Raw genomic sequence first — 21,202 nt, 5'->3', positions numbered from 1 at the left:
CTCTCCGCTATTGTGTCAGGAACGAGGAGAACGCCGGCGAGTAATCCGTTTCAAAGCCGTTGTCTCCCCGAACAATAAAATAGGCGGCGATGTTTTCCTGTGTCGCCAGCGCTCTGGCTTTTTCCGGCCCCATCACATTGAACGCCGTTGCCAGCGCGTCGGCGGTCATACAGTCTTCGGCAATGACCGTCACCGACGCCAGCCTGTGATCGATGGGCATGCCATCTTCAGGGTCTATTGTATGGGAAAACCGGCGCCCTTCCGATTCGTAATAGTTACGATAGTCGCCGGAGGTTGCCATTGCCCGGTCACCAATCGCAACCACACGGTTGACCTGGCGCCGATCAGTCACCGGTTCCTCTATGGCAAGACGCCAGACATCGCCACCGGGCTTGCGACCCTGAACGCTGACTTCCCCGCCGATCTCTACCAGAAAGGATGACAGACCCTCGGAGGCGAGAAAACGGGCGACGGCGTCCACAGCATAACCTTTTGCGATGGCTGACAGGTCCACATATTGCCGGGGCTGGGCCCGTACCGACGGCGGATCAGGTCTCAGCTCAAGCTTTTCATGGCCGGTCGCTGCCAACAAAGCCGCCAATGCCTCTCCTGCCGGGATCTCTTCCGGCCTTGCGTCTGGGCCGAAGCCCCAGAGATTCACTACCGGGCCTATAGTGACATCAAAGGCGCCATCCGTAAGCTCTGAAATCTCCTGCCCCCGGGCAAGCACCTGGTAAAGCGCCGGGGAGATTTCCGTCCACTGATCCTGGTTTTGCAGACGGTTGAAACGGGACAGCTCAGAGTCTTCCCGCCAGGTGGACATGGAGGCATCCACTGTTTCAAGTACCTTCTCAATGCCTTCTGACAGCGCTTTCAGGCGGTCCTGGTCGTCTTCCATCACCACATTGATGTGGTATTGGGTGCCAAAAACCGGGCCAGAGATTTCCCAGACCTTTTGTTCCGGTTCAAACGAACAACCCGCCAGCGCGGCGAGTGCCAGCGCGGTTAAAACGCTGGCCAGTGCCGCCCTGACGGGTCGAGTCATGCCGAATGTCATGCGAGTTGCTTAACCCCCGAAGTCATCCAGCATGATGTTTTCATCCTCAACACCCAGATCTTTCAGCATCTTGATGCAGGATGCGTTCATGATGGGTGGCCCACACATGTAGTACTCACAGTCTTCAGGCGCCGGGTGGTCCTTCAGGTAGTTTTCGTACAACACGTTGTGAATAAAGCCGGTCGGGCCTTCCCAGTTGTCTTCGGGAAGCGCATCCGACAGTGCCACGTGCCACTCAAAGTTGTCATTCTCTTCCTGAAGCCCGTCGAAATCTTCCACATAGAACATCTCACGGACACTTCGAGCGCCGTACCAGAAGCTGATCTTACGCTTGCTGTTCAGGCGCTTGAGCTGATCAAAAATGTGCGACCGCATTGGCGCCATGCCGGCACCACCGCCAATGAAGACCATTTCGGCGTCGGTTTTCTTGGCAAAGAACTCGCCGAAGGGCCCCATTACCGTCACTTTGTCCCCCGGCTTCAGCGCGAACACGTAGCTGGACATGATCCCCGGGTTATGGTTCGTACCCGGAGGCGGTGTGGCGATACGGATGTTGAACTTCAGGACGCCTTTCTCTTCCGGATAGTTGGCCATGGAGTAGGCGCGGATGGTGTCTTCCTTGTTGACTGCCTTGTAGCGCCAGATATCGAGCTTGTCCCAGTCGCCGTGGAACTCTTCTTCAATATCGAAATCCTTGAAGTTGATTTCGTACGGCGGGCACTCAAGCTGCACATAGCCGCCGGCACGGAAATCCACTTCCTCGCCTTCCGGCAGCTTCAGTACAAGCTCCTTGATGAAGGTGGCCACGTTGTGGTTGGACACAACCTCGCATTCCCACTTCTTCACGCCGAAGAATTCTTCCGGCACTTCCACTTTCATGTCCTGCTTCACCGGAACCTGGCAGCTCAGGCGCCAACCTTCTTTTTCTTCACGGTTGGTGAAGTGGGTTTTTTCCGTTGGCAGCATGGCGCCACCGCCCTCAAACACCTTGCATTTACACTGGGCGCAGGTACCGCCGCCACCGCAGGCAGAAGACAGGAAAATGCCCTGATTCGCCAGGGTGCCCAGGAGCTTGCCACCGGCCTCGGTTTTCACCGTGTGCTCCGGGTCATCATTGATTTCAATGGTCACGTCACCGGTGCTTACCAGCCTGGACCGGGCCGCAAGAATAACTGCGACCAGGGCCAGTACGATAACGGTGAACATGACTACACCAAGAATAATCTCTGTGTTCATGGTCTCGCCTTTTCGTTAGATCGAATCACCGGGTTGATTACAGTGAGATGCCGGAAAACGACATGAATCCGAGCGACATCAGGCCAACCGTGATGAAGGTGATGCCCAGACCGCGCAGGCCTTCGGGTACGTCACTGTACTTGAGCTTCTCACGGATACCGGCCAGGGCAATGATCGCCAGTGCCCAGCCAAGGCCGGCACCAAAGCCGTAGACCACACTTTCACCGAACGTGTAATCACGCTCGACCATGAACAGTGAGGCACCCAGGATGGCGCAGTTCACCGTAATCAGCGGCAGAAACACACCCAGAGCGGCATAGAGTGCCGGGATGTATTTATCCAGAACCATTTCCATGATCTGGACAAGCGCCGCAATTACACCAATATACGACAGTAATCCGAGAAAGCTCAGGTCAACATTGGGCAGGCCCGCCCAGCTGAGCGCGCCTTCACGAAGAATGCCGTTGTACAGCAGGTTGTTGACCGGAACGGTGACCGTCAGAACCACGATAACGGCTATACCCAGGCCCGTTGCGGCCTCGATTTTCTTGGAGATTGCCAGGAAGGTGCACATGCCCAGGAAGAAGGCCAGCGCCATGTTCTCAACGAAAACAGCCTTCAGAATCAGACTGATATAATGTTCCATCAGAAGGCCTCCTTGGCGGTGTGCCGCGACATCTTGTAATCCGCCTCTTCAACCTGTTCCGGCTTCCAGACCCGCAGGCCCCAGATCGCCAGACCAATAATAAAGAAGGCGCTCGGTGGCAGCAGCAACAGACCGTTCGGGATGTACCAGCCGCCTTCGTTCACCACCGGCATGATGGTAATGCCGAACAGCGAACCTGCACCCAGCAGCTCGCGGAAAAATGCGACGAAAATCAGCAGGACCGAATAGCCCAGGCCGTTACCGATGCCGTCCAGGAAGCTCAGCCAGGGGCCATTCTTCATGGCGAAGCCTTCAGCGCGACCCATGACGATACAGTTGGTGATGATCAGACCCACAAATACCGATAGCTGCTTGCTGATTTCATAGGCGTAGGCCTTGAGTACCTGGTCCACCACGATAACCAGCGAAGCAATAATGGTCATCTGCACGATGATCCGGATGCTTCCGGGAATCTGGGAACGCACCAGGGATACCGCAAGGTTGGAAAACGCGGTGACGGCAATCACGGCCGCGCACATAACCAGCGTTACGTTCATGCTGGTGGTTACCGCCAGCGCGGAGCAGATTCCCAGAATCTGCAGGGCGATGGGGTTATTACTGAAGATCGGTTCGAAGAGAACCTGCTTGGCGGTTGCGTCTGCCATGATCAGACCTCCCCTTGGCGAAGTTTTTTCAGGTAGGTTTCGTAGCCACGGTCACCCATCCAGTAGTTGACCAGTTGCTCCACCCCCCGGCTTGTCAATGTAGCACCGGAGAGCGCATCTACCTTGTGCTCTTTGTCAGCAGCGTCAGCGCTGACACCGCCTTTTACCAGCCTGATCTGAGGCTCATCAAGCTGCTCGCCGTAGACTTCTTTGCCAACCCACTGCTTCTTCCAGCGAGGGTTGTCCACCTCACCGCCAAGACCCGGCGTTTCCGCATGGTCGTAGAAGCCAAGGCCCTCAATGGTGTTGGCATCACCTTCCAGTGATACAAACCCGTAGAGCGTGGACCAAAGGCCGTAACCATGAACCGGCAGCACAACGCGCACCAGCTCACCGTTTTCAGTCAGAGTGAAAATCTTGGCAACGTTCGGCCGACGCTTGATGCCGGCCTTGTCTTCTGATGCCGGGATGTCCGTAGACATGGCCGGGTCGGAAGCCGCCTTGTACATGTCGTACTTCATTGGGTCCTGCACGCCCACGTCCTGCGGCTCTACGTACTCACCGGAATCCAGGTCGAGCAGACGAACATCAAAGCGGGAGAAGGCTTCTTCGATCTCTTCGGCACTGGCACCCGGCTCCAGCATGCCCGCAGCCGCGAGAATGTTGGAACGGATATCCAGATTCTGGTTCTTGACCTGGGCCGGGCGAAGCATGACGGCGGCGGTTGACACCACGACCGAAAAGGCGATGCTCAGCACCAGGGCAACCATCAGGGTTCTGGAGACGGTTTCTTTTGGTTTAGCCACGTGCAAGCCTCCGTTTAATATTGGCCTGAACCACATAATGGTCCATCAGCGGAGCGAACAGGTTGGCGAACAGAATGGCCAGCATGATGCCTTCCGGGAACGCCGGATTAACCACACGGATCAGCACCGTCATCACACCGACCAGAATACCGAAGCACCAGCGACCGGTGTTGGTCATGGCTGATGAAACCGGGTCTGTCGCCATGAACATCATGCCGAAGGCGAATCCTCCCATGACCAGGTGCCAATGCGCCGGAACCGCGAACATCGGGTTGGTCTCGGAACCGACAACGTTCAGCAGCACGGCCATGCCGATCATGCCGATCAACACACCGCCCACAATCCGGTAAGAGGCAATTCGCATCACCAGCAGAATCGCGCCGCCAATCAGCACCGCAAGCGTGGAGGTTTCACCCATGGAACCCTGAATGGATCCCATGAAAGCAGACATCCAGCCAATCTGGCTTTCCAACGCTTCAACGCCACCACTGGCTGCCCAACTAAGGGCGGTCGCCCCGCTGAAGCCGTCGACGGCGGTCCATACCGTGTCACCAGAAATCTGTGCCGGGTATGCAAAGTACAGGAATGCGCGGCCTGTCAGGGCCGGGTTCAGGAAGTTCTTGCCAGTGCCGCCGAAGACTTCCTTGCCGATAACGACACCGAAGGTAATACCCAGAGCCACCTGCCACAGCGGGATGGTCGGGGGGCAGATCAGTGCAAACAGCACCGAGGTCACGAAGAAGCCTTCGTTCACTTCATGACGGCGTACCGTCGCAAACAGGACTTCCCAGAAACCACCGACGATGAAGGTCACAGCGTAAACCGGCACAAAGTAGGCCATGCCGTAGATAAAGTTATCAAAGATACTGGACGGGTCATTACCCGCCAGCGCACTGATAAACATTGTCCGCAGGCCACCGTCGCCCATCAGGGCATCCGGATTTTCAGCGAGAAAACTGTTGGCCTGATAGCCAATGTTCCACATGCCAAAGAACATTGCCGGAAAAGTACACATCCATACCGTGATCATGATGCGCTTCAGGTCAACGCCGTCACGCACATGGGAGGTGGTAGAAGCTACCTTGCCGGGTGTATAGAAAATGGTATCAACCGCTTCGTAGAGCGCGTACCAGCGCTCGTACTTGCCACCTTTTTCAAAGTGGTGCTCGATGCCATCGAGAAACTGTCGAATTGCCATCTGTTAGCCCTCGATCTCGATCCGGGTCAGATTCTCGCGGAGAATCGGACCGTATTCGTATTTGCCCGGGCACACAAAGGTGCACAGCGCCAGATCTTCTTCATCCAGCTCCAGTGCACCCAGCTGCTGAGCCATTTCGGTATCACCCACGATCAGTGAACGAAGCAGTTGCGTGGGCAGAATGTCCAGCGGCATCACTTTCTCGTAGGCGCCTACCGGCACCATCGCGCGCTCGCTGCCGTTGGTGGTGGTGGTGAAATTGAACAGCTTGCCTTTCGCCAGTTTCGACAGGTAGATGTTCAGCACCGAGAACTTGTTTGCCCCGGGTGACAGCCAGCCCATGAATTCGCGCTTGTTGCCTTCTTCAAGCACTGACACCTGGTTTGCAAACCGGCCAAGATAGGCACAGGGGCCATCGGCACGGCGACCACCAAACACAGACCCGGAAATCATGCGGACTTCACAGTCGGTGTTAATTTCGCCTTCAAGCAACTCGGGCAGGCAGGCACCAATGCGTGTGCGGACCAGCCGCGGCCGGGTAACCATCGGGCCACCAATTGCGATCACGCGATCAACAGGAAGTTCCCCCGTTTCAAACAGTCTCGCGATATCAATCACATCCTGGTAACCAATACTCCAGACTACCTTGTCACCGACAATCGGGTCCAGGTAGTGAATATGGGTACCCACGTTACCTGCCGGGTGCTTGCCATCGAACTGCTGGACTTCCACTGAATCAGAATCCGGCACTGGCAGGTCGGAACCGGGTTTACCGGATACAAATACCTTGCCCTGGGTCAATTTGGCCAGGATCCGCAGGCCACGTTCAAATGCTGGCTTGTTTTCTGCAATGATCACCGTGGGATCAGCTGCCAGAGGGTTGGTGTCCATCACCGACACGAAGATCGAATGCGGCGCGGTGTCGATCTCTGGCACCTTGCTGTAGGGCCGGGTCCTGAAGGTTGTCCACAGGCCAGACTCCACCAGGTTATCGACTACCTGCTGACGCTCGAGCGATGCCAGGTCAGACTCACTGTAGCGAGCAAAGGTTTCTGCCTCGTCACCATCGATTTCAATCACAACGGACTGAAACACACGGCGCTCGCCGCGGTTGATTTCCTTGACCACACCGGCAGCCGGTGAGGTGTAACGAACGCCTTCGGTCTTCTTGTCCGTAAACAGCAACGTGCCGCGCTTGACGCGATCTCCCTCTTTAACAGCCATGGTCGGCTTCATGCCGTTATAGTCAAAACCAATTAACGCCGCGTGGCGAATAGTTTTACTATCGGTAATGGTCTGCTCAGGAGCGCCGCTGATGGGAAGATCCAGGCCTCTTTTGATCTTGATCATTAGCCTCATCCAATCATCAGAACTTGTTCGATGGATTTTCACGCCCGACTCCTGCGGCCCGGGCCAGATCCGGGTGTTACCGGAAGGCGGTGCCTCGGCGTCGAATGGACCTGCGAAAAACGGCCAGTCATTCAACTGCAGGGAGTCTTGGGAAGCGGGTGCCAGACGTACCCAAAATCGCGCCAATTATAAGGTTTACGGAATGCCATTTCCACCAGAAACCCGGTCTAGTTTGTGCCCGAAGGTAAATTGCTACGCTGGGTCGCAGCCATAAAAAAACCCCGGCCTTGGCAAGCCGGGGTTTGAGATCAACACAGGGATTGGCTAAAAATTAGCCACGAACCCGCTTCGGAAATATCGGATATTCAACCCCGGCCATCTGGTTGACCACCCGAATAACCTGCGCACTGTAGCCTGCTTCGTTGTCGTACCAGACGTAAAGGATCAGCCGCTTGCCGCTGGCAATTGTGGCCTGTGCGTCCACAATGCCCGCGTGGCGCGAGCCTACGAAATCCGTTGAGACCACTTCCGGCGAGTTCACGAAGTCGATCTGCTTCTGCAGCTCGGAGTGCAGCGCCATTTCACGCAGGTACTCATTGACCCCCTCAACGTCCACCTCCTTTTTTAGGTTGAGATTGAGAATCGCCATGGAGACGTTCGGGGTAGGCACCCGGATAGCGTTGCCAGACAGCTTGCCTTTCAGCTCCGGCAGCGCCTTGGCCACCGCTTTCGCCGCGCCTGTCTCGGTAATTACCATGTTAAGGGGGGCACTGCGGCCACGACGGCTGCCCTTGTGGTAGTTGTCGATCAGGTTCTGGTCGTTGGTGTAGGAGTGAACGGTTTCAACGTGGCCGTCCTCAATGCCGTACTCGTCCTGAATCGCTTTCAGCACCGGAGTGATGGCATTGGTGGTACAGGAAGCCGCCGACAGGATCCGATCATCGTCGGTGATCCAGTCACTGTTGATACCGTGCACAATGTTCTTGATCTCGCCCTTGCCCGGCGCGGTCAGCAGCACCCGACTGACGCCCCTGGATTTCAGGTGAAGACCAAGTCCGGCTTCGTCGCGCCAGATACCGGTGTTATCAATCACGATAGCGTTGTTGATACCGTACTGGGTGTAATCGACCTGATCCGGACCCGGAGAATAGATCACCTTGATGAAGTTACCGTTGGCAATCAGTGCGGAATTCTCTTCGTCAACCGTGATGCTGCCGTTGAACGGCCCGTGAACCGAATCCCGGCGCAGCAGGCTGGCACGTTTTTCCAGATCGTTTTCGGCACCGCCCTGGCGGACCACGATGGCGCGCAGACGCAGGTTGTTGCCGCCGCCCGCTTTCTCGATAAGGATGCGGGCCAGCAGACGGCCAATACGGCCAAAGCCATAGAGGACCACATCTTTGGTGTCGCTCTCGGCGTCTTCAGCAGACTGGGCCTGGTACTGCCCAATGATCGGACCAATTTCCTGCTTCAGGAAATCTTCCAGCGAGCCGCCGTTTTCCTTGAACCTGACCGCCAGCTTGCCGATATCCACATGGCCGCGGCCCAGTTCCATCCGATCCATTGCCTGCAATATGGGCAGGGTATCGTGAACAGACAGTTCGCTGTCTTCGACCTGGCGGACAAACCGGTGCGCCCGGATGATATCAATCACCGACTGGTTGATCACGGCACGGCCATAGACTGAAGTCACCACATTATTCTTGCGATAGAGACGACCAATAAGCGGAATCATCGCTTCCGCGGTGGACTCTCTCTCAGTCCAGTTAGACAGGTGCTGGTTGATCTGCTCGTGACTCACGCTTGAACCCCTACTGTTGGAACCTGGAAAATTGGCCGCGTATTATCCAACGTAATTGTCCCTACAGCAAATACGGAGTGTCCCTCAGTTCGTAGACTGTGCCCATACCTGCCATGACAGCCACCGGGCGGACGGTTAGAATAGCGGACCGCCCGATCTGACACCCAGAACCGGATACCCAGCCCAGGAGTTCCAGATCACCCATGACTAATGGTGAAAAACGGCCCCAAGCCCCGGCCAGACTGCTCTCGCCCACGCCCCCGACCCAGCCCGCAGACCACCGGCACTGGGGCCAGTTGCATGGCAGCAGCGATGCCCTGGCGATCTGTGAGACTGCCCGGGAACATGTCGGGCTAACCCTGGTCATCACCCGTAATACCGATGAGGCCATCCGGCTTGAGCAGGCCATGCGCTTCTATCTAGGGCTTCCGACCGAGGAAGACCAGCCCGCGGTAACCGGTGACGGGCTGGAGCTGCTGTCACTGCCGGACTGGGAAACACTGCCCTACGACCTGTTTTCACCCCACCAGGACATCACCTCGAGGCGTATCCGTGCCCTTCACCGCCTGCCGGCAACCCGTCACGGGGTGCTGGTGGTACCGGCACGAACGCTGATGCATCGCCTGCCACCGGTCAGCTACCTGCAGGGCAACACCCTGCTTCTGGAAGTTGGCCAGTCTCTGGACATCAACACCTGGCGCCAGCAACTGGAGGCAGCCGGCTACCGGCATTCTGACAACGTCTACGAGCACGGCGAGTACGCAGTACGGGGCGCTATCCTCGATATTTTCCCGATGGGCGCTGCGCGGCCATTCCGGATTGATCTGTTTGATGACGAAATCGAAACACTGCGCACTTTCGATCCGGAAACCCAGCGCTCCATCGACCGGATCGAAAAAGTCGAACTGCTGCCGGCCAATGAATTTCCCTGGCATAAAGAAGCGCGGTCCGGCTTCCGCAACCGCTGGTTCGAGGCCTTCCCCCGTGCGGATAAAGACTCACCTATCTATCAGGACGTCACCCAGGCCATCACGCCGCCGGGCATCGAATACTATCTGCCGCTGTTTTTTGACCAGACGGCCACCCTGTTCGACTACCTGCCCGACGAGACCCTGGTGTTCACCGCCGACGGCCTTCACACCGCGGCGGAGCAATTCACTGCCGATACCGCAGCGCGCTACGAAGACCGTCGGCACGACCGGCTGCGGCCGATACTGCCGCCGTCTGAACTGTTCCTGAAAGACGACGAGCTATTTGCCCAGCTCAAGCACTATCCGCGCATTACCATCAGTTCCGAAACGGTAGAGGGCGCAGGGGCGGTCAACTGCCAGACCGAGGCGCTTCCGGACATCGCCATGGACGGCCGGGCCGCCGACCCTGCTGGTCGACTGAAACGATTCATCAATGAATTTGACGGTCGGGTGCTGATCTGCGCCGAGTCCTCCGGGCGGCGCGAAGCGCTGATTGACACCCTTGCGGACCAGAGCCTGACCCTGGACACTCTGGACAGCTGGCAGTCGTTCCTTTCTGACATGTCCTGCGCCCTGGGCATTACCATTGCCCCCATGGAACTGGGCCTGGTTCTGCCTGATCAGAAACTGACCCTGATTACCGAAACGGCGCTTTTCGGGGAACGGGTGCTGCAGCGCAGGCGCCGCCAGAAACCGACGGAAGCAGACGACTCCGGTTACCGTGACCTGTCCGAGCTGCGTATTGGCGCACCAGTGGTTCATATCGACCACGGCGTTGGCCGCTACCAGGGCCTGGAAACCATTACCGTGGAGGGAGAGGCCAGCGAATTCCTGATGCTGGAATACGCCGGCGGGTCCAAGCTCTACGTGCCGGTTTCCAGCCTCCATCTGATTTCCCGTTACACCGGCTCCGACCTGGATCATGCGCCTCTTCACAAGTTGGGCACCGACCGCTGGAGCAATGCCAAACAAAAAGCGCTGGAGAAAATCCGCGACACCGCCGCCGAACTGCTGGATGTCTACGCCCGGCGTGAAGCCCGCAAAGGCTTTGCCTTCGAAGACCCGAAAGAAGCCTATCGCGCCTTTGCCGCCGGCTTTCCGTTTGAAGAGACGCCCGATCAGCAGCTGGCCATTGAGTCTGTGTTCGAGGACATGGTCAGCGAACAACCCATGGATCGACTGGTGTGTGGCGACGTAGGCTTTGGTAAAACCGAAGTGGCCATGCGTGCGGCTTTCATGGCGACCTATTCCGGCAAACAAGTGGCGGTGCTGGTGCCCACTACCCTGCTGGCCCAGCAACACTACGAATCCTTCCGTGACCGTTTTTCCGATACCGCCGTCACTATTGAACTGCTGAGCCGTTTCCGCAGCGGCAGCCAGACCACGAAGGCGATCCAGGCCATTGAAGAAGGCAAGGCTGATATTGTCATCGGCACCCACAAACTGCTTCAGGGCGATGTAAAGTTCAAGAACCTCGGCCTGGTGATTATCGATGAGGAGCACCGCTTCGGAGTTCAGCAGAAAGAAAAGCTGAAAGCCCTGCGGGCGGAAGTGGACATGCTCAACCTGACCGCAACGCCAATCCCCAGAACCCTCAATATGGCCATGGGCCACCTGCGGGACCTGTCGATCATCGCCACGCCACCGGCCCGCCGCCTGTCGGTCAAAACCTTTGTCCGCCAGCGCGACGAAGCCATGGTAAAAGAAGCCATCCTGCGCGAGGTGCTGAGGGGCGGCCAGGTGTATTTCCTGCATAATGATGTGGCCACCATCCAGAAAACCGCAGAAGACCTGCGCCGGCTGATTCCCGAAGCGCGCGTGGGCGTCGCCCATGGCCAGATGCGGGAACGCGAGCTGGAACAGATCATGTCGGACTTCTACCACAAGCGTTTCAACGTGCTGGTGTGTACCACCATCATCGAAACCGGCATCGACATCCCCAGCGCCAACACCATTGTTATTGAAAGGGCGGACAAATTCGGACTGGCGCAGCTGCACCAGCTTCGTGGCCGGGTCGGGCGTTCACACCACCAGGCCTACGCCTATCTGCTGACGCCTCCGCCGAAATCGATTTCAGCCGATGCAAAAAAACGGCTGGAAGCCATTGCAGAAGCCCAGGACCTGGGAGCCGGTTTCATGCTGGCTACCCACGATCTTGAAATACGGGGCGCGGGCGAGCTGCTGGGTGAAGAACAGAGCGGCCAGATCGAAAGCATCGGCTTTACCCTGTACATGCAATTGCTGGATGAAGCCGTAGAGGCCATCCGCCAGGGCCGAACCCCCAATGCAGAACTGCCGTTGAGCCACGGCACTGAAATGAATCTGCGAATTCCGGCCCTGATTCCCGACGATTATCTGCCCGACGTCCACAACCGGCTGATGCTATACAAACGTATTGCCAGCGTGGACGACCGGGACGGATTAAAAGAACTTCAGGTAGAAATGATCGACCGTTTCGGATTATTACCGGAACCGGCAAAAAACCTGATGCGCCAGTCCGAACTCAGAATTCGCGCGGAAGCCCTGGGCATCACCAAAGTGGACGCCGGGAAGGAGTGGGCCGGCTTTGAATTCGGCAGCTCAACTCCGGTGGATCCTCTGGTTCTGGTTAAAAAAGTGCAATCCGCCCCCAACGATTACCGGCTGGAAGGCGCCAACAGTTTCCGTTTCCGGCTGAAGGATGCCTCAACCAATGGTAAACTCGACGGCATTTCCGACATGCTCGGGCAGTTGGCGCCAGCAAAAGACCAACAGACTGCCCGCGGCAAACCGATAACGACATGAAAAACCGACGATGACTGACCGAAACAGTGGAGCCATGCCCTTGCAGACGCCCGGTAGACCAACACCCAGAACTCCGGTTCTGACGCTTGCCGCTACGATTGCCGCCATCCTGGCGTTTGCGCCTTCATTGCAGGCTCAACAGACAGCGCAGACCGGGGAGCCTGCACCCCGGTCGCAGTTAACTCCGGCCCAGCAGGCGCTGGCGCAGGACTTCTACCGGGCAGAGTTCGTGATCTTGGAACGCAAGGTAGAGCCCGCTGACATCAACGAGAAAATGGCTGGACGCGTGCCGGAACCGCCCGCCCCGGGCGTTGAGGAAATTCTTCGCCACACCTCTGAAAACGGTGACACCCGGACAACACTGAAGCTGGTTCCCCAGAGTGAACTGCACCTTAACTCCGCCGCTGAGCGTCTGGAACGAAGTGGCCGTTACCGGGTTTTGCTGGCAGAGGGCTGGTACCAGGGTTTCCCGCCGGATTTCGAGGGAGAACCCCTGTGGGTCACCATCGGCGACTGGCTGCCGGAAGCGAAGCATACGGATGTACAGGGCACCATTACCATTGATCGTCAGCGCTATCTGCACGTTGATGTGCAACTCAACCACTGGGTGCCAAAGTCCTCCACCGACAACCTGCTCGGCCTGGACCTGAACGCGGAAACGCCCAGCCGGCCACGCCCGCCAGTACAAGCACTGGTGCCGGGCAGCTCTCAGCTCGACAGCGCCGAGCCCAACAGTGCGCCGGGCCTGGCCACTACAGCACAGGGTGAGCAACCACTGATTGCCGGCCTGAACTGGCCACGGGCGGAATTGCTGACCTGGATTCAGGAAACCCGCCGTATGCGCAGTGAAGAAGTCCATTTCCTGGACTCCCCTACACTTGGCGTACTGATTTTCTTCAAGAAAATTGAGCCCGAGGACGCCGCTCCACTAATCCGCAAGCTCGGTCTCAGCGGTGAGCAAGCGACCCAAGAGGCTCGATAGACGCCTCCAGAACGGTGCGTACCCCGGCCATCCCCTGATCAATGGCCGCCTCAATGTCGGCCATGGTGATCACCTGCTCGGTCTTGCCGGCGGCCCAGTTCACTACCAGGGCCAGGCAGACATAGTTCATCCCCAGCTCGGCCGCCAGCACGGCTTCCGGCATACCGGTCATTCCTACCAGGTCACAGCCGTCCCGTTCCAGCCTGGCAATCTCGGCGGCGGTCTCCAGCCGCGGACCCTGGGTGGCGGCGTAGACACCGAAACCGGAAACCGGCTGGGAGATCCGCTTGGCAGCATCCAACAGAATCTGCCGCGCGGGTTCCGAGTACGGATAGGTGAAATCGATGTGGGTAGTGTGCTCCAGATCGTCTTCGAAAAAAGTGCTGGCGCGGCCCCAGGTGTAGTCAATCAACTGATCGGGTATGACCACCCTGGCCGGCCCCATTTCCGGATGAATACCCCCGACAGCATTAACTCCGACTACCGTTCGTACACCGGCGTCATACAGTGCCTGCAGATTCGCCCGGTAGTTAACACGGTGCGGCGGTATACGATGAGGGTCGCCATGGCGCGCAAGGAAAAGCACCGGCTGACCGGATATGACCCCCTCGGAAAGCATTGACGAAGGCTCGCCCCAGGAAGTTGAAGCCTCCCACTGGCGAGTGATTTCAAGCCCTGAAAGACTGGTCAGGCCGGTGCCACCAATGACCCCGACCGGGTGGACGACATCAGGCTTCATCATTCTGGCTCCCGGCAGCTTCCCCCTGGCGGGACTGAGCCCTGGAAGCCCTGCCCCCTTTCCCGACACTTTCTGCCGGCTCTGCCATGGCTTCTGCCGGCGCATTTTCGACCATGTGCAGCGTACGCGTCGGGAAGGCGACTTCGGCGCCGTGGGATTCAATAATCTGACTGATCTTCAGCAGAACGTTCTGTTTCACCTTGTGGAACGTTGTCCAGTCAACCGTTTTAGTGAAGGTGTAGACCATGATGTCCAGCGAGGACGAATTAAAGGTCAGGAAATTCACGATCAGCGTCTGCTTGTTATCGATGTCCTCATGGTTCTGCAGCATCTCGCGGATGTCGTCGACAATGGTCTCCATCAGGCTGACGTCAGCGTAGCGAATACCCACGGTTTCCGAAATCCGGCGGTTGAACATGCGCGACGGGTTCTCGACGGCAATGGTGGTGAACACCGCGTTCGGTACATAGAGCGGTCGCTTGTCGAACGTCCGTATGGTGGTCAACCGCCAGCCGATGTGCTCAACAGTGCCCTCAATGTTCCGGTCCGGGGAACGCACCCAGTCGCCCACCTTGAAAGGCCGGTCCAGATGAATGATAAAGCCGCCGAAAAAGTTGGCCAGCAGATCCTTTGCCGCAAAACCTACCGCGATACCGCCAACGCCGCCAAACGCCACAACGCCCGAGATGCTGTAACCGAGGGACTGCATCATGATCAGCACAGCGGTAATGATGACCACCGCCCGAGAAAGTTTGCTGACCGCAGTCACCGTGGTGTAGTCCAGCGGCTTTTCCATTTTCACCGGCGAGGACAGAATAGCCTCACCTTCCTTGATCAGGCGCAACACCGTCCAGACCAGTAGCCAGACGAAGCCCAGGCGCAGAACCGTATCGTTGACCTTGAAAATTTCCGCCTCGGAAAACTTGTGGGCCACTTCCGCCGCCCAATAGACACCCTGAAGCCAGACAAACGCCACCACCGGCTTTCTCGCTGCGTGCAGGAAGGTGTCGTCCCACAGATTGCTGGTGCGCTGAAACCGCTTTTCCAGCGCGTACACGAAAAGGCTGGCCAGATAGGCAACCGTAGCCGTACCGAATACCAGTCCGAAAACCACCAGCCCGACCCGCCAGTTTTCCGACAGCAGGCTCCAGTCCTGAATCATGGTCTCGACAAAAGGAGGTGTTTCTTCAATCATCAGCGGCCTCTGTGATGCGCTCAGGTAATGGAGACAGGGGTGCCGGGTCGGACCTGACGGAACAGTTCCGCAACCTGGTCGTTTCTCATCCGGATACAGCCGTGGGACTGGGGTATGCCCATGGGTTCGGTGTCTGGTGTGCCATGAATGTAAATGAATCGGCGGAAACTATCGACCTGGCCCAGCCGATTTCTACCAGGTTCGCACCCACACAGCCAGAGTATGCGGGTCAGGATCCAGTCCCGCTCGGGGTATCGGGCGGCAAGTTCCGGGGTAAGAATTTCACCGGTGGGACGTCGCCCGACAAAGACCGTGTTCAGAGGCTGGTCGCCGCCAACCATCGCGCGAATGTAATGGTTTCCTCGTGGAGTGCAACCACTGCCGTTGCGTTCACCGGCGCCATTCAGTGCCGTTGAAACGGGGTAGATAACCGGCTGGGCACCCGGGTGGGTCCACAGCGAAAGGGCCTGGTTCGCCAGACTGATGTCGATGGTCGGGTAAACATCCCTGGCGGGATTCTGTGGCATGGGTGTTCAGCCTCCCGGCGAAAAACCAGAGGCGCAGATTAACCGACCGGGCGGGCTTCAGGCAACCGAGGTTTTACCAGCTGAGGGCATGATGAGCATGGGGTCTTCCGCCTGCATGCCGGCGGCAAGGAAAGGCACCAGACGGGCCGCAATTTCCTGCACCGTGGTTTCAACCCCCAGTTTGTTCTGCAATATGTCCCGCAGGGCATCGCTGCTGGACATGGTAAAGGCCGTCGCACCCAGCATGAACTGGATTCGCCAGTAGCGGTCCACCGCCGACAATTGTGGCGTGGATTCCTTCAGCAGCCGCATGAACCGGCTGAACGGCTGGCTGTATTCCTGCTCGAGAAACTTGCGAAGATGCCCCTGTGATTGAGTATAGGCCAGGCCCAGAAGCCGCATGAAAATGGAGATACCATTCTCGTTACGCTGGGGCATTCTGACCGCGCTTTCGGTGAGAGCCCAGAGCGTCTGGTTCAGGGTCGGCGGCTGGCCGTCGCAACGGGTTTCAAGATCGTTGAAGGCGTTTTCCAGGGTCGCCGAGAATGGCGTCAGGAAACGGGCAAAAACCGCATGAATCAGCGCGTTCTTTGAGCCGAAATGGTAATTGACAGCGGCCAGATTTACCTTAGCCTTACTGGTAATCATGCGGAGGGAAGTTTCCGAAAATCCCCGTTCCGCGAAAAGCTCTTCCGCAGCATCAAGTATCCGGTCAACCGTATCAGACTGAGCCATATAAATTTCAGCGCCTCTACCAAACGTCTGTTTCAAACATACGTTTGATAGGTCGGTCTGTCAAGCCTTGCTCTCAGAGCTCAGCGCGACCGACTCCCAGCCTTTGTCCAGTGCCGTCTGGTGGCCTTCGAAAAACGCCTTCTCTGCCCGGGAGTAGGCTTTCTCAGCTTCCAGCATGTAGATCAGATAAAGCCGGATATGCTCCCTGCGGGTCAGATGCTTTGCCAGCACCCGGCGCTCGGATAACGTCAGCAGCTCGCTGAACCTCATCGCTCGCAAGGCGGTGTTGAATTCCACCATGTGCGCACACTGCCAGAGCAGGCCGTCGCCACCTTCGAGGTGCGCAATATGCTTGCGGGCATCGTCGAGCAACCGCCGTCGCTTGATGATCAGATCAAGATAGGAAGGTTTTCGGGTGACCAGTCTGCGAACGGACGGCAGGCCGGAAAGCAGCAGGATCACAAACACCCCAAAGCCGGCGCCGGCAATCCACGCGGGTACAAAACCGGTCATGCCACTGAGAAACACCACCGCAGCCAGCAACGTGAAAAACAGCCACAGGTCCCGGCTGCGCCTGGCCAGCGCCAGTGCATAGTTATCTGGCCAGTCCGGCATGGCAAGAATGTCGAAATCCATCAGCATCACCCGGTCACACTGGCGCAGCATCAGACGCAGTTTGCGCTGTCGGGACTCGGCAATGGTTTTCTCTATGCCCCTGGCAAGACCACGGTCCTCTGGCGCGGAACCAGCGGGCTCTTGCGCCTGGTTATCGGCTTCAGACGTTTCTGGTGCAGACGCTTCAGACCGCTCTGCCGGCTCAGCCAGCGGATCAGCCGGGCGCCCCTGACGCAGCAGGGGCTCGTCAGGAAGGGATTTTGCTTTGTTGGTCGCCGAACGTCTGTTTTCTGCCATGAACGTATTAACGGCCTGAGTCGCGTTTTCTTTAACGCCCCGGTATCCTCTGCTCAGTATCGGCGGGCCGGGAGTTCAAGGCCAGCGCCGCAATCAGCGTATGAGGATTATGAATGTTTACAGGTATCGTTCAGGGCGTCGCTGTTGTCGACGACGTCCAATCAGCGCCGGGTCTGAGCAGCTTTGCCATCCGGTTTCCCGCTGACCGTGTACAGGGCGTCACCATCGGTGCTTCTGTGTCTATCAACGGCACCTGCCTGACCGTCACCCGCCAGCAGGGCGACCTGTTGTTTTTCGACGCCATGCAGGAAACTCTGGGCCTGACCACCCTGGAAAGCCTGAAACCCGGAGACCGGATCAACTTCGAACGGGCAGCGCGCATTGGCGATGAGATCGGCGGTCACCTTTTGTCCGGCCACGTGCACACAACGGCCAACATCGTTGCCATAGATCGGCCGGAGAACAACTGCACCCTGACCTTCGAAGTGCCTCACGTCTGGGCCCGCTATATTTTTCCGAAAGGCTATATTGCGATAAATGGCGCCAGCCTGACCATCGGCGACGTCACAGAAAACCGGTTCAACATTCACCTGATACCGGAAACCCTGCGAGCGACAACCTTTGCGGATGCCGCCGTGGGAGAACAGGTGAATATCGAGATCGACAGCCAGACCCAGACCATCGTCGACACTCTGGCCCGGCTCGGCTACGACCGCCCTGCCTCCTGATCGCCGGCGCCGAACACCACAAACTTCGGGCTTGCGGCCAACTGCCGCACCCGGCCAAAGTGCTGTTTGAGGGTGCGGTGATACCCCAGATGCCGGTTGCCCACCATCAATAGCTGGCCCCCTGGCGCTAACGCCGCAGAAGACTGCCGGAACAGCGCCAGGGCGATGTGGTCGCCCACCACGCCACCTTCATGAAACGGCGGATTCAGCAGGATCAGGTCAAAACCATCGGCCTCCGGCGACAGGCCGTCGCCATGAACAAAGTCCGCCCGGGCTCCCGGGAACGCCCGCTGAACATTATGGCGGGCACTCAGCAATGCCTGGCTGGACACATCGGAAAACGTCACTTCGATATCCGGCCTGGCCGCCAGCGCCGCCAGCCCCAGCACACCGTTTCCACACGCCAGGTCCACCACCCGGGCCGCCGGCGGCAAATGCACAACCTCTTGCTGCACCAGTGGCAGTAATTCACGAGTGCCGATGTCCAGCCGCCGACGGGAAAAAACCGCGGGCAGGCCTTCAACCTGCAACCCGGTCTCCGCCAGAGAATAGCCCTGCCACTGGCCTTCCCAGCCCTGAAGTGTTTCAGTACCAGGGCCGGCGGTAATTACCCGGGCCTTTTTGCGGGCCCGCGACACCGCGCGGGTAACAACCAGTTGGTCAAACACTTTCGCACTCTGGTCCGGCAGGTGTTTGATCATACCGCCGGCCAGAATCTGCCCCGCCGGGTCCAGTACCTGATTCACCCATCGAAGCATCCAGGCCAGGTAGTCCAGCTGTCGTGGAATTCTCATCACCACCAGGTCAAAACCAGTGTCTGGGGGCGCCAACCAGCTCAATGGCTCGCTGGGTCCCGTCGGTGGATTGGCGTGCTTGTGATTGAGGGTCAGGGCCTCTGCCAGTGTTGCGCTGTCGGCCAGCGTCACCGGGGACCACTGGCCCAGCCCCAGAGTCAATGCCCCGAACTGATCGTCCAGCACCAGCAGCCGCTGCCCGGGCCTGGCACTCAGACACTCTGTGGCATGCTCCAGCAGCAGCTCGTCGGCGCTGTCCCAGCCGCGCAGCTCGCCACCGTGAAGCCCCGGCCGTGTGAGCGCCAGTTCAACACCTTTCATCCGAAACATTTGTTCAGGCATAACAGCAGGTTTCACCCGTTTTTCTGCGAACTGTGAACATCGGCCAACATTCTAGGCTGATTATTCTAGAAATTAACCCTAATCTAGCGCTCATTGATACTTAGCCCCGACACAGAGGTTCTTATGATTCCGGATTCCCTCAAACAGCGTTACCAGAGCCAGGTCCGTCCGCAATTTGACCGGGCGTCCGGCGAGTTCCGGAAGGTTCTCAGGGATCTGGGCGTGTCTATGGATGAAGAGCGGTCCCTGAAAGAGGTAGTCAGCCAGATCCGGGCCAAGAACCCGAGCTTCCGCGAACTGTCGCTGAACCTGGACATGGCCACTTACGATCTTCGCAAGAAACTGTGGTGGGACGCCAACATGCTCACCGCCTACGCCTACGACAGGGCCGGCAAAACCTTCGAAACCGAGGTTGCACCTAGATTCAACAGTGCCCGCGCACGCGCCGAATCCGAAGCCCGCAGGCTGTTCGTTCAGTTGCGAGAAATAACCGGTCGCAAACCGGCGGAATCGGACACCACGAACGATCAGTAACGATTGCCGTCAGCGCCTGGCGCATCAGGCCATTTTCCCTTTGTTTGGTCCTCTGTTCGGACACAAACGCTTGCCCCTTACCCCAGGGGCTTTTTTTTGGGCAGATCACGGCTTGAAAGCGGACCAGACCACAAACTTCGTGTTCTCGGCCAGCACGCTCGCCCGGCCGATGTGCTGCTCAATCAGTGGCCGATAGGGTAAAAACCGGTTGGCCACCAGCCGCAACTCGCCGCCCTTGACCAGATGGCGGCTTACGGACTCGAGAAACCGTTCGGTGACCGACATATCGGTCCGCACGCCAGTGTGAAACGGTGGGTTGGTTACCACTGACTGCCAGGGGCCGGCGCTGGCCGGAAGGCCATCCGAGGCTGCGATAGTGCCCTGGGCGCCGGCGCGGTCGTAGGTCAAACGGGCACAGGTTACCGCCTGGAATTGAACGTCCAGGCCTTCGACCGGGTAGGCATCACCCCCGTCCCGCGCCTGCAAGGTCTGTAGCCAGGCACCAATCACACCGGCGCCGCAGGCAAAATCCAGAGCCCTGCCCGGGACCAGGGGCGACCGGGCCAGGGTATCCAGCAACAGCGCCGTCCCCGCATCCAGTTCGCCATCACTGAAGATTCCTGGCAGCCCCGCCACCTCTATCGCCAGAGCATTGCTTTCAACGGTATGCCACTTTACCCAGTCTGCCAGACGGAACTCAGAAAACCGGGAGGTCGACACACCCTTTGCCTGCCACACCTGACAGTGCCGGGCACTGTCCAGCTTGCCGGACTCCGGCAGAACCTCCTTCATTTGCCGTACGCCTCCGGCGATACCCTCTTTCTTTTCGCCGACCAGAAGCACCCGGCCGCCGTCGGCGACCAGCCACACCGCGAGGGCCAACCGCAGGGAGAGCTCGGTCCGGGATTTGGGCATGAAAATGGCGACCGTGTCGGCCAGGCCAGGCCCGAGGATGGGGTCGTCATAGCCGAAAGCCGCTTGCCAGTCAGGATGGGAAGACTGCAGAAGTGCCAGGGTGCCTGCGTTTTCGGTCATAACCAGGCCATTGCCGGCAATCCGGTCAAGCAGCCCGGGGTCGCTCAGCCCCAGAAAAACGGTACGACCGACCAGGCAGTCACTGTTTTTCAGCAGCGCCTGATGAGAATTTGGCAACGCAGACATGAAATGGAACCCCCTTGAGATGGCCGGGGGTCACTTTAA

The 21,202-nt window shown here is 58.2% G+C and carries 19 protein-coding genes; 4 read left to right on the top strand and 15 right to left on the bottom strand.

Annotated features, from left to right (window positions below):
• Positions 1–7: 7 nt before the first annotated feature.
• The 8 genes from E5Q11_RS01680 to E5Q11_RS01645 form a co-directional block, all read right to left on the bottom strand.
• On the bottom strand, positions 8–1,057 hold the full coding sequence (locus E5Q11_RS01680; RefSeq protein WP_135801676.1) for an FAD:protein FMN transferase: 1,050 nt from the start codon (positions 1,055–1,057) through the stop codon (positions 8–10).
• Positions 1,058–1,066: 9 nt separating this feature from the next.
• Positions 1,067–2,293: an NADH:ubiquinone reductase (Na(+)-transporting) subunit F gene (gene nqrF, locus E5Q11_RS01675; protein WP_135801675.1), complete on the bottom strand. Its 1,227-nt coding sequence runs from the start codon at positions 2,291–2,293 to the stop codon at positions 1,067–1,069.
• A gap of 37 nt (positions 2,294–2,330) precedes the next feature.
• The gene (nqrE, locus tag E5Q11_RS01670; protein WP_135801674.1) at positions 2,331–2,939 is read right to left on the bottom strand and encodes an NADH:ubiquinone reductase (Na(+)-transporting) subunit E; all 609 of its coding nucleotides are present in this window, start codon (positions 2,937–2,939) and stop codon (positions 2,331–2,333) included.
• Positions 2,939–3,604 (bottom strand): NADH:ubiquinone reductase (Na(+)-transporting) subunit D, encoded by a 666-nt coding sequence (locus E5Q11_RS01665; protein ID WP_135801673.1) that lies wholly within the window; start codon positions 3,602–3,604, stop codon positions 2,939–2,941. The genes nqrE and E5Q11_RS01665 overlap by 1 nt, the downstream gene beginning before the upstream one ends.
• A gap of 2 nt (positions 3,605–3,606) precedes the next feature.
• Positions 3,607–4,410, bottom strand: a complete 804-nt coding sequence (locus E5Q11_RS01660; RefSeq protein ID WP_135801672.1) for a Na(+)-translocating NADH-quinone reductase subunit C — start codon at positions 4,408–4,410, stop codon at positions 3,607–3,609.
• Complete coding sequence (locus E5Q11_RS01655; RefSeq protein WP_135801671.1) at positions 4,403–5,608, bottom strand: NADH:ubiquinone reductase (Na(+)-transporting) subunit B; 1,206 nt, start codon at positions 5,606–5,608, stop codon at positions 4,403–4,405. Before E5Q11_RS01655 ends, E5Q11_RS01660 begins: the two co-directional genes overlap by 8 nt.
• A gap of 3 nt (positions 5,609–5,611) precedes the next feature.
• The gene (locus tag E5Q11_RS01650) at positions 5,612–6,958 is read right to left on the bottom strand and encodes a Na(+)-translocating NADH-quinone reductase subunit A (protein WP_135801670.1); all 1,347 of its coding nucleotides are present in this window, start codon (positions 6,956–6,958) and stop codon (positions 5,612–5,614) included.
• A gap of 331 nt (positions 6,959–7,289) precedes the next feature.
• Positions 7,290–8,744, bottom strand: a complete 1,455-nt coding sequence (locus E5Q11_RS01645; protein WP_404802772.1) for a glyceraldehyde-3-phosphate dehydrogenase — start codon at positions 8,742–8,744, stop codon at positions 7,290–7,292.
• Positions 8,745–8,962: 218 nt separating this feature from the next.
• On the opposite strand from E5Q11_RS01645, the gene mfd reads away from it, so the two are divergent.
• Positions 8,963–12,514: a transcription-repair coupling factor gene (gene mfd, locus E5Q11_RS01640; RefSeq protein WP_135801668.1), complete on the top strand. Its 3,552-nt coding sequence runs from the start codon at positions 8,963–8,965 to the stop codon at positions 12,512–12,514.
• A gap of 10 nt (positions 12,515–12,524) precedes the next feature.
• Entirely contained in the window at positions 12,525–13,496 is a 972-nt protein-coding gene (locus E5Q11_RS01635; protein ID WP_225314979.1) for a CsiV family protein, read from the top strand.
• Here E5Q11_RS01635 and E5Q11_RS01630 read toward each other — a convergent pair.
• The 5 genes from E5Q11_RS01630 to E5Q11_RS01610 are packed head-to-tail and all read right to left on the bottom strand — an operon-like array spanning position 13,462 to position 17,604.
• Complete coding sequence (locus tag E5Q11_RS01630; RefSeq protein WP_404802773.1) at positions 13,462–14,235, bottom strand: S-methyl-5'-thioinosine phosphorylase; 774 nt, start codon at positions 14,233–14,235, stop codon at positions 13,462–13,464. The two genes, E5Q11_RS01635 and E5Q11_RS01630, sit on opposite strands and share 35 nt — an antisense overlap.
• Positions 14,225–15,430 carry a mechanosensitive ion channel family protein gene (locus E5Q11_RS01625; RefSeq protein WP_135801666.1) on the bottom strand — a complete coding sequence of 402 codons (1,206 nt, stop codon included), beginning with the start codon at positions 15,428–15,430 and terminating at the stop codon, positions 14,225–14,227. The genes E5Q11_RS01630 and E5Q11_RS01625 overlap by 11 nt, the downstream gene beginning before the upstream one ends.
• Before the next feature lie 20 nt (positions 15,431–15,450).
• Complete coding sequence (locus E5Q11_RS01620; RefSeq protein WP_135801665.1) at positions 15,451–15,957, bottom strand: L,D-transpeptidase; 507 nt, start codon at positions 15,955–15,957, stop codon at positions 15,451–15,453.
• 57 nt (positions 15,958–16,014) lie between these two features.
• On the bottom strand, positions 16,015–16,692 hold the full coding sequence (locus tag E5Q11_RS01615; protein ID WP_135801664.1) for a TetR/AcrR family transcriptional regulator: 678 nt from the start codon (positions 16,690–16,692) through the stop codon (positions 16,015–16,017).
• Between the two features lie 60 nt (positions 16,693–16,752).
• Positions 16,753–17,604 carry a hypothetical protein gene (locus E5Q11_RS01610; RefSeq protein WP_135801663.1) on the bottom strand — a complete coding sequence of 284 codons (852 nt, stop codon included), beginning with the start codon at positions 17,602–17,604 and terminating at the stop codon, positions 16,753–16,755.
• A 113-nt stretch (positions 17,605–17,717) separates the two neighbouring features.
• On the opposite strand from E5Q11_RS01610, the gene E5Q11_RS01605 reads away from it, so the two are divergent.
• Positions 17,718–18,332 (top strand): riboflavin synthase subunit alpha, encoded by a 615-nt coding sequence (locus E5Q11_RS01605; RefSeq protein ID WP_135801662.1) that lies wholly within the window; start codon positions 17,718–17,720, stop codon positions 18,330–18,332.
• On the opposite strand, the gene E5Q11_RS01600 is transcribed toward E5Q11_RS01605, so the two are convergent.
• A complete protein-coding gene (locus tag E5Q11_RS01600; protein WP_135801661.1) occupies positions 18,311–19,468 on the bottom strand; it encodes a class I SAM-dependent methyltransferase in 1,158 nt (385 codons plus the stop codon). The two genes, E5Q11_RS01605 and E5Q11_RS01600, sit on opposite strands and share 22 nt — an antisense overlap.
• A 123-nt stretch (positions 19,469–19,591) precedes the next feature.
• Between E5Q11_RS01600 and E5Q11_RS01595 the strand changes: the two genes are divergently transcribed.
• Positions 19,592–20,002, top strand: coding sequence for a hypothetical protein (locus E5Q11_RS01595; RefSeq protein ID WP_135801660.1), 411 nt, complete (start codon positions 19,592–19,594; stop codon positions 20,000–20,002).
• A gap of 105 nt (positions 20,003–20,107) precedes the next feature.
• Here E5Q11_RS01595 and E5Q11_RS01590 read toward each other — a convergent pair whose 3' ends face one another.
• The gene (locus tag E5Q11_RS01590) at positions 20,108–21,163 is read right to left on the bottom strand and encodes a methyltransferase (RefSeq protein ID WP_135801659.1); all 1,056 of its coding nucleotides are present in this window, start codon (positions 21,161–21,163) and stop codon (positions 20,108–20,110) included.
• Between the last annotated feature and the right edge of the window lie 39 nt (positions 21,164–21,202).

The organism is Marinobacter confluentis (assembly GCF_004785685.1).
GTDB lineage: Bacteria > Pseudomonadota > Gammaproteobacteria > Pseudomonadales > Oleiphilaceae > Marinobacter > Marinobacter confluentis.
This window is presented reverse-complemented; position numbering and strand designations above follow the sequence as displayed.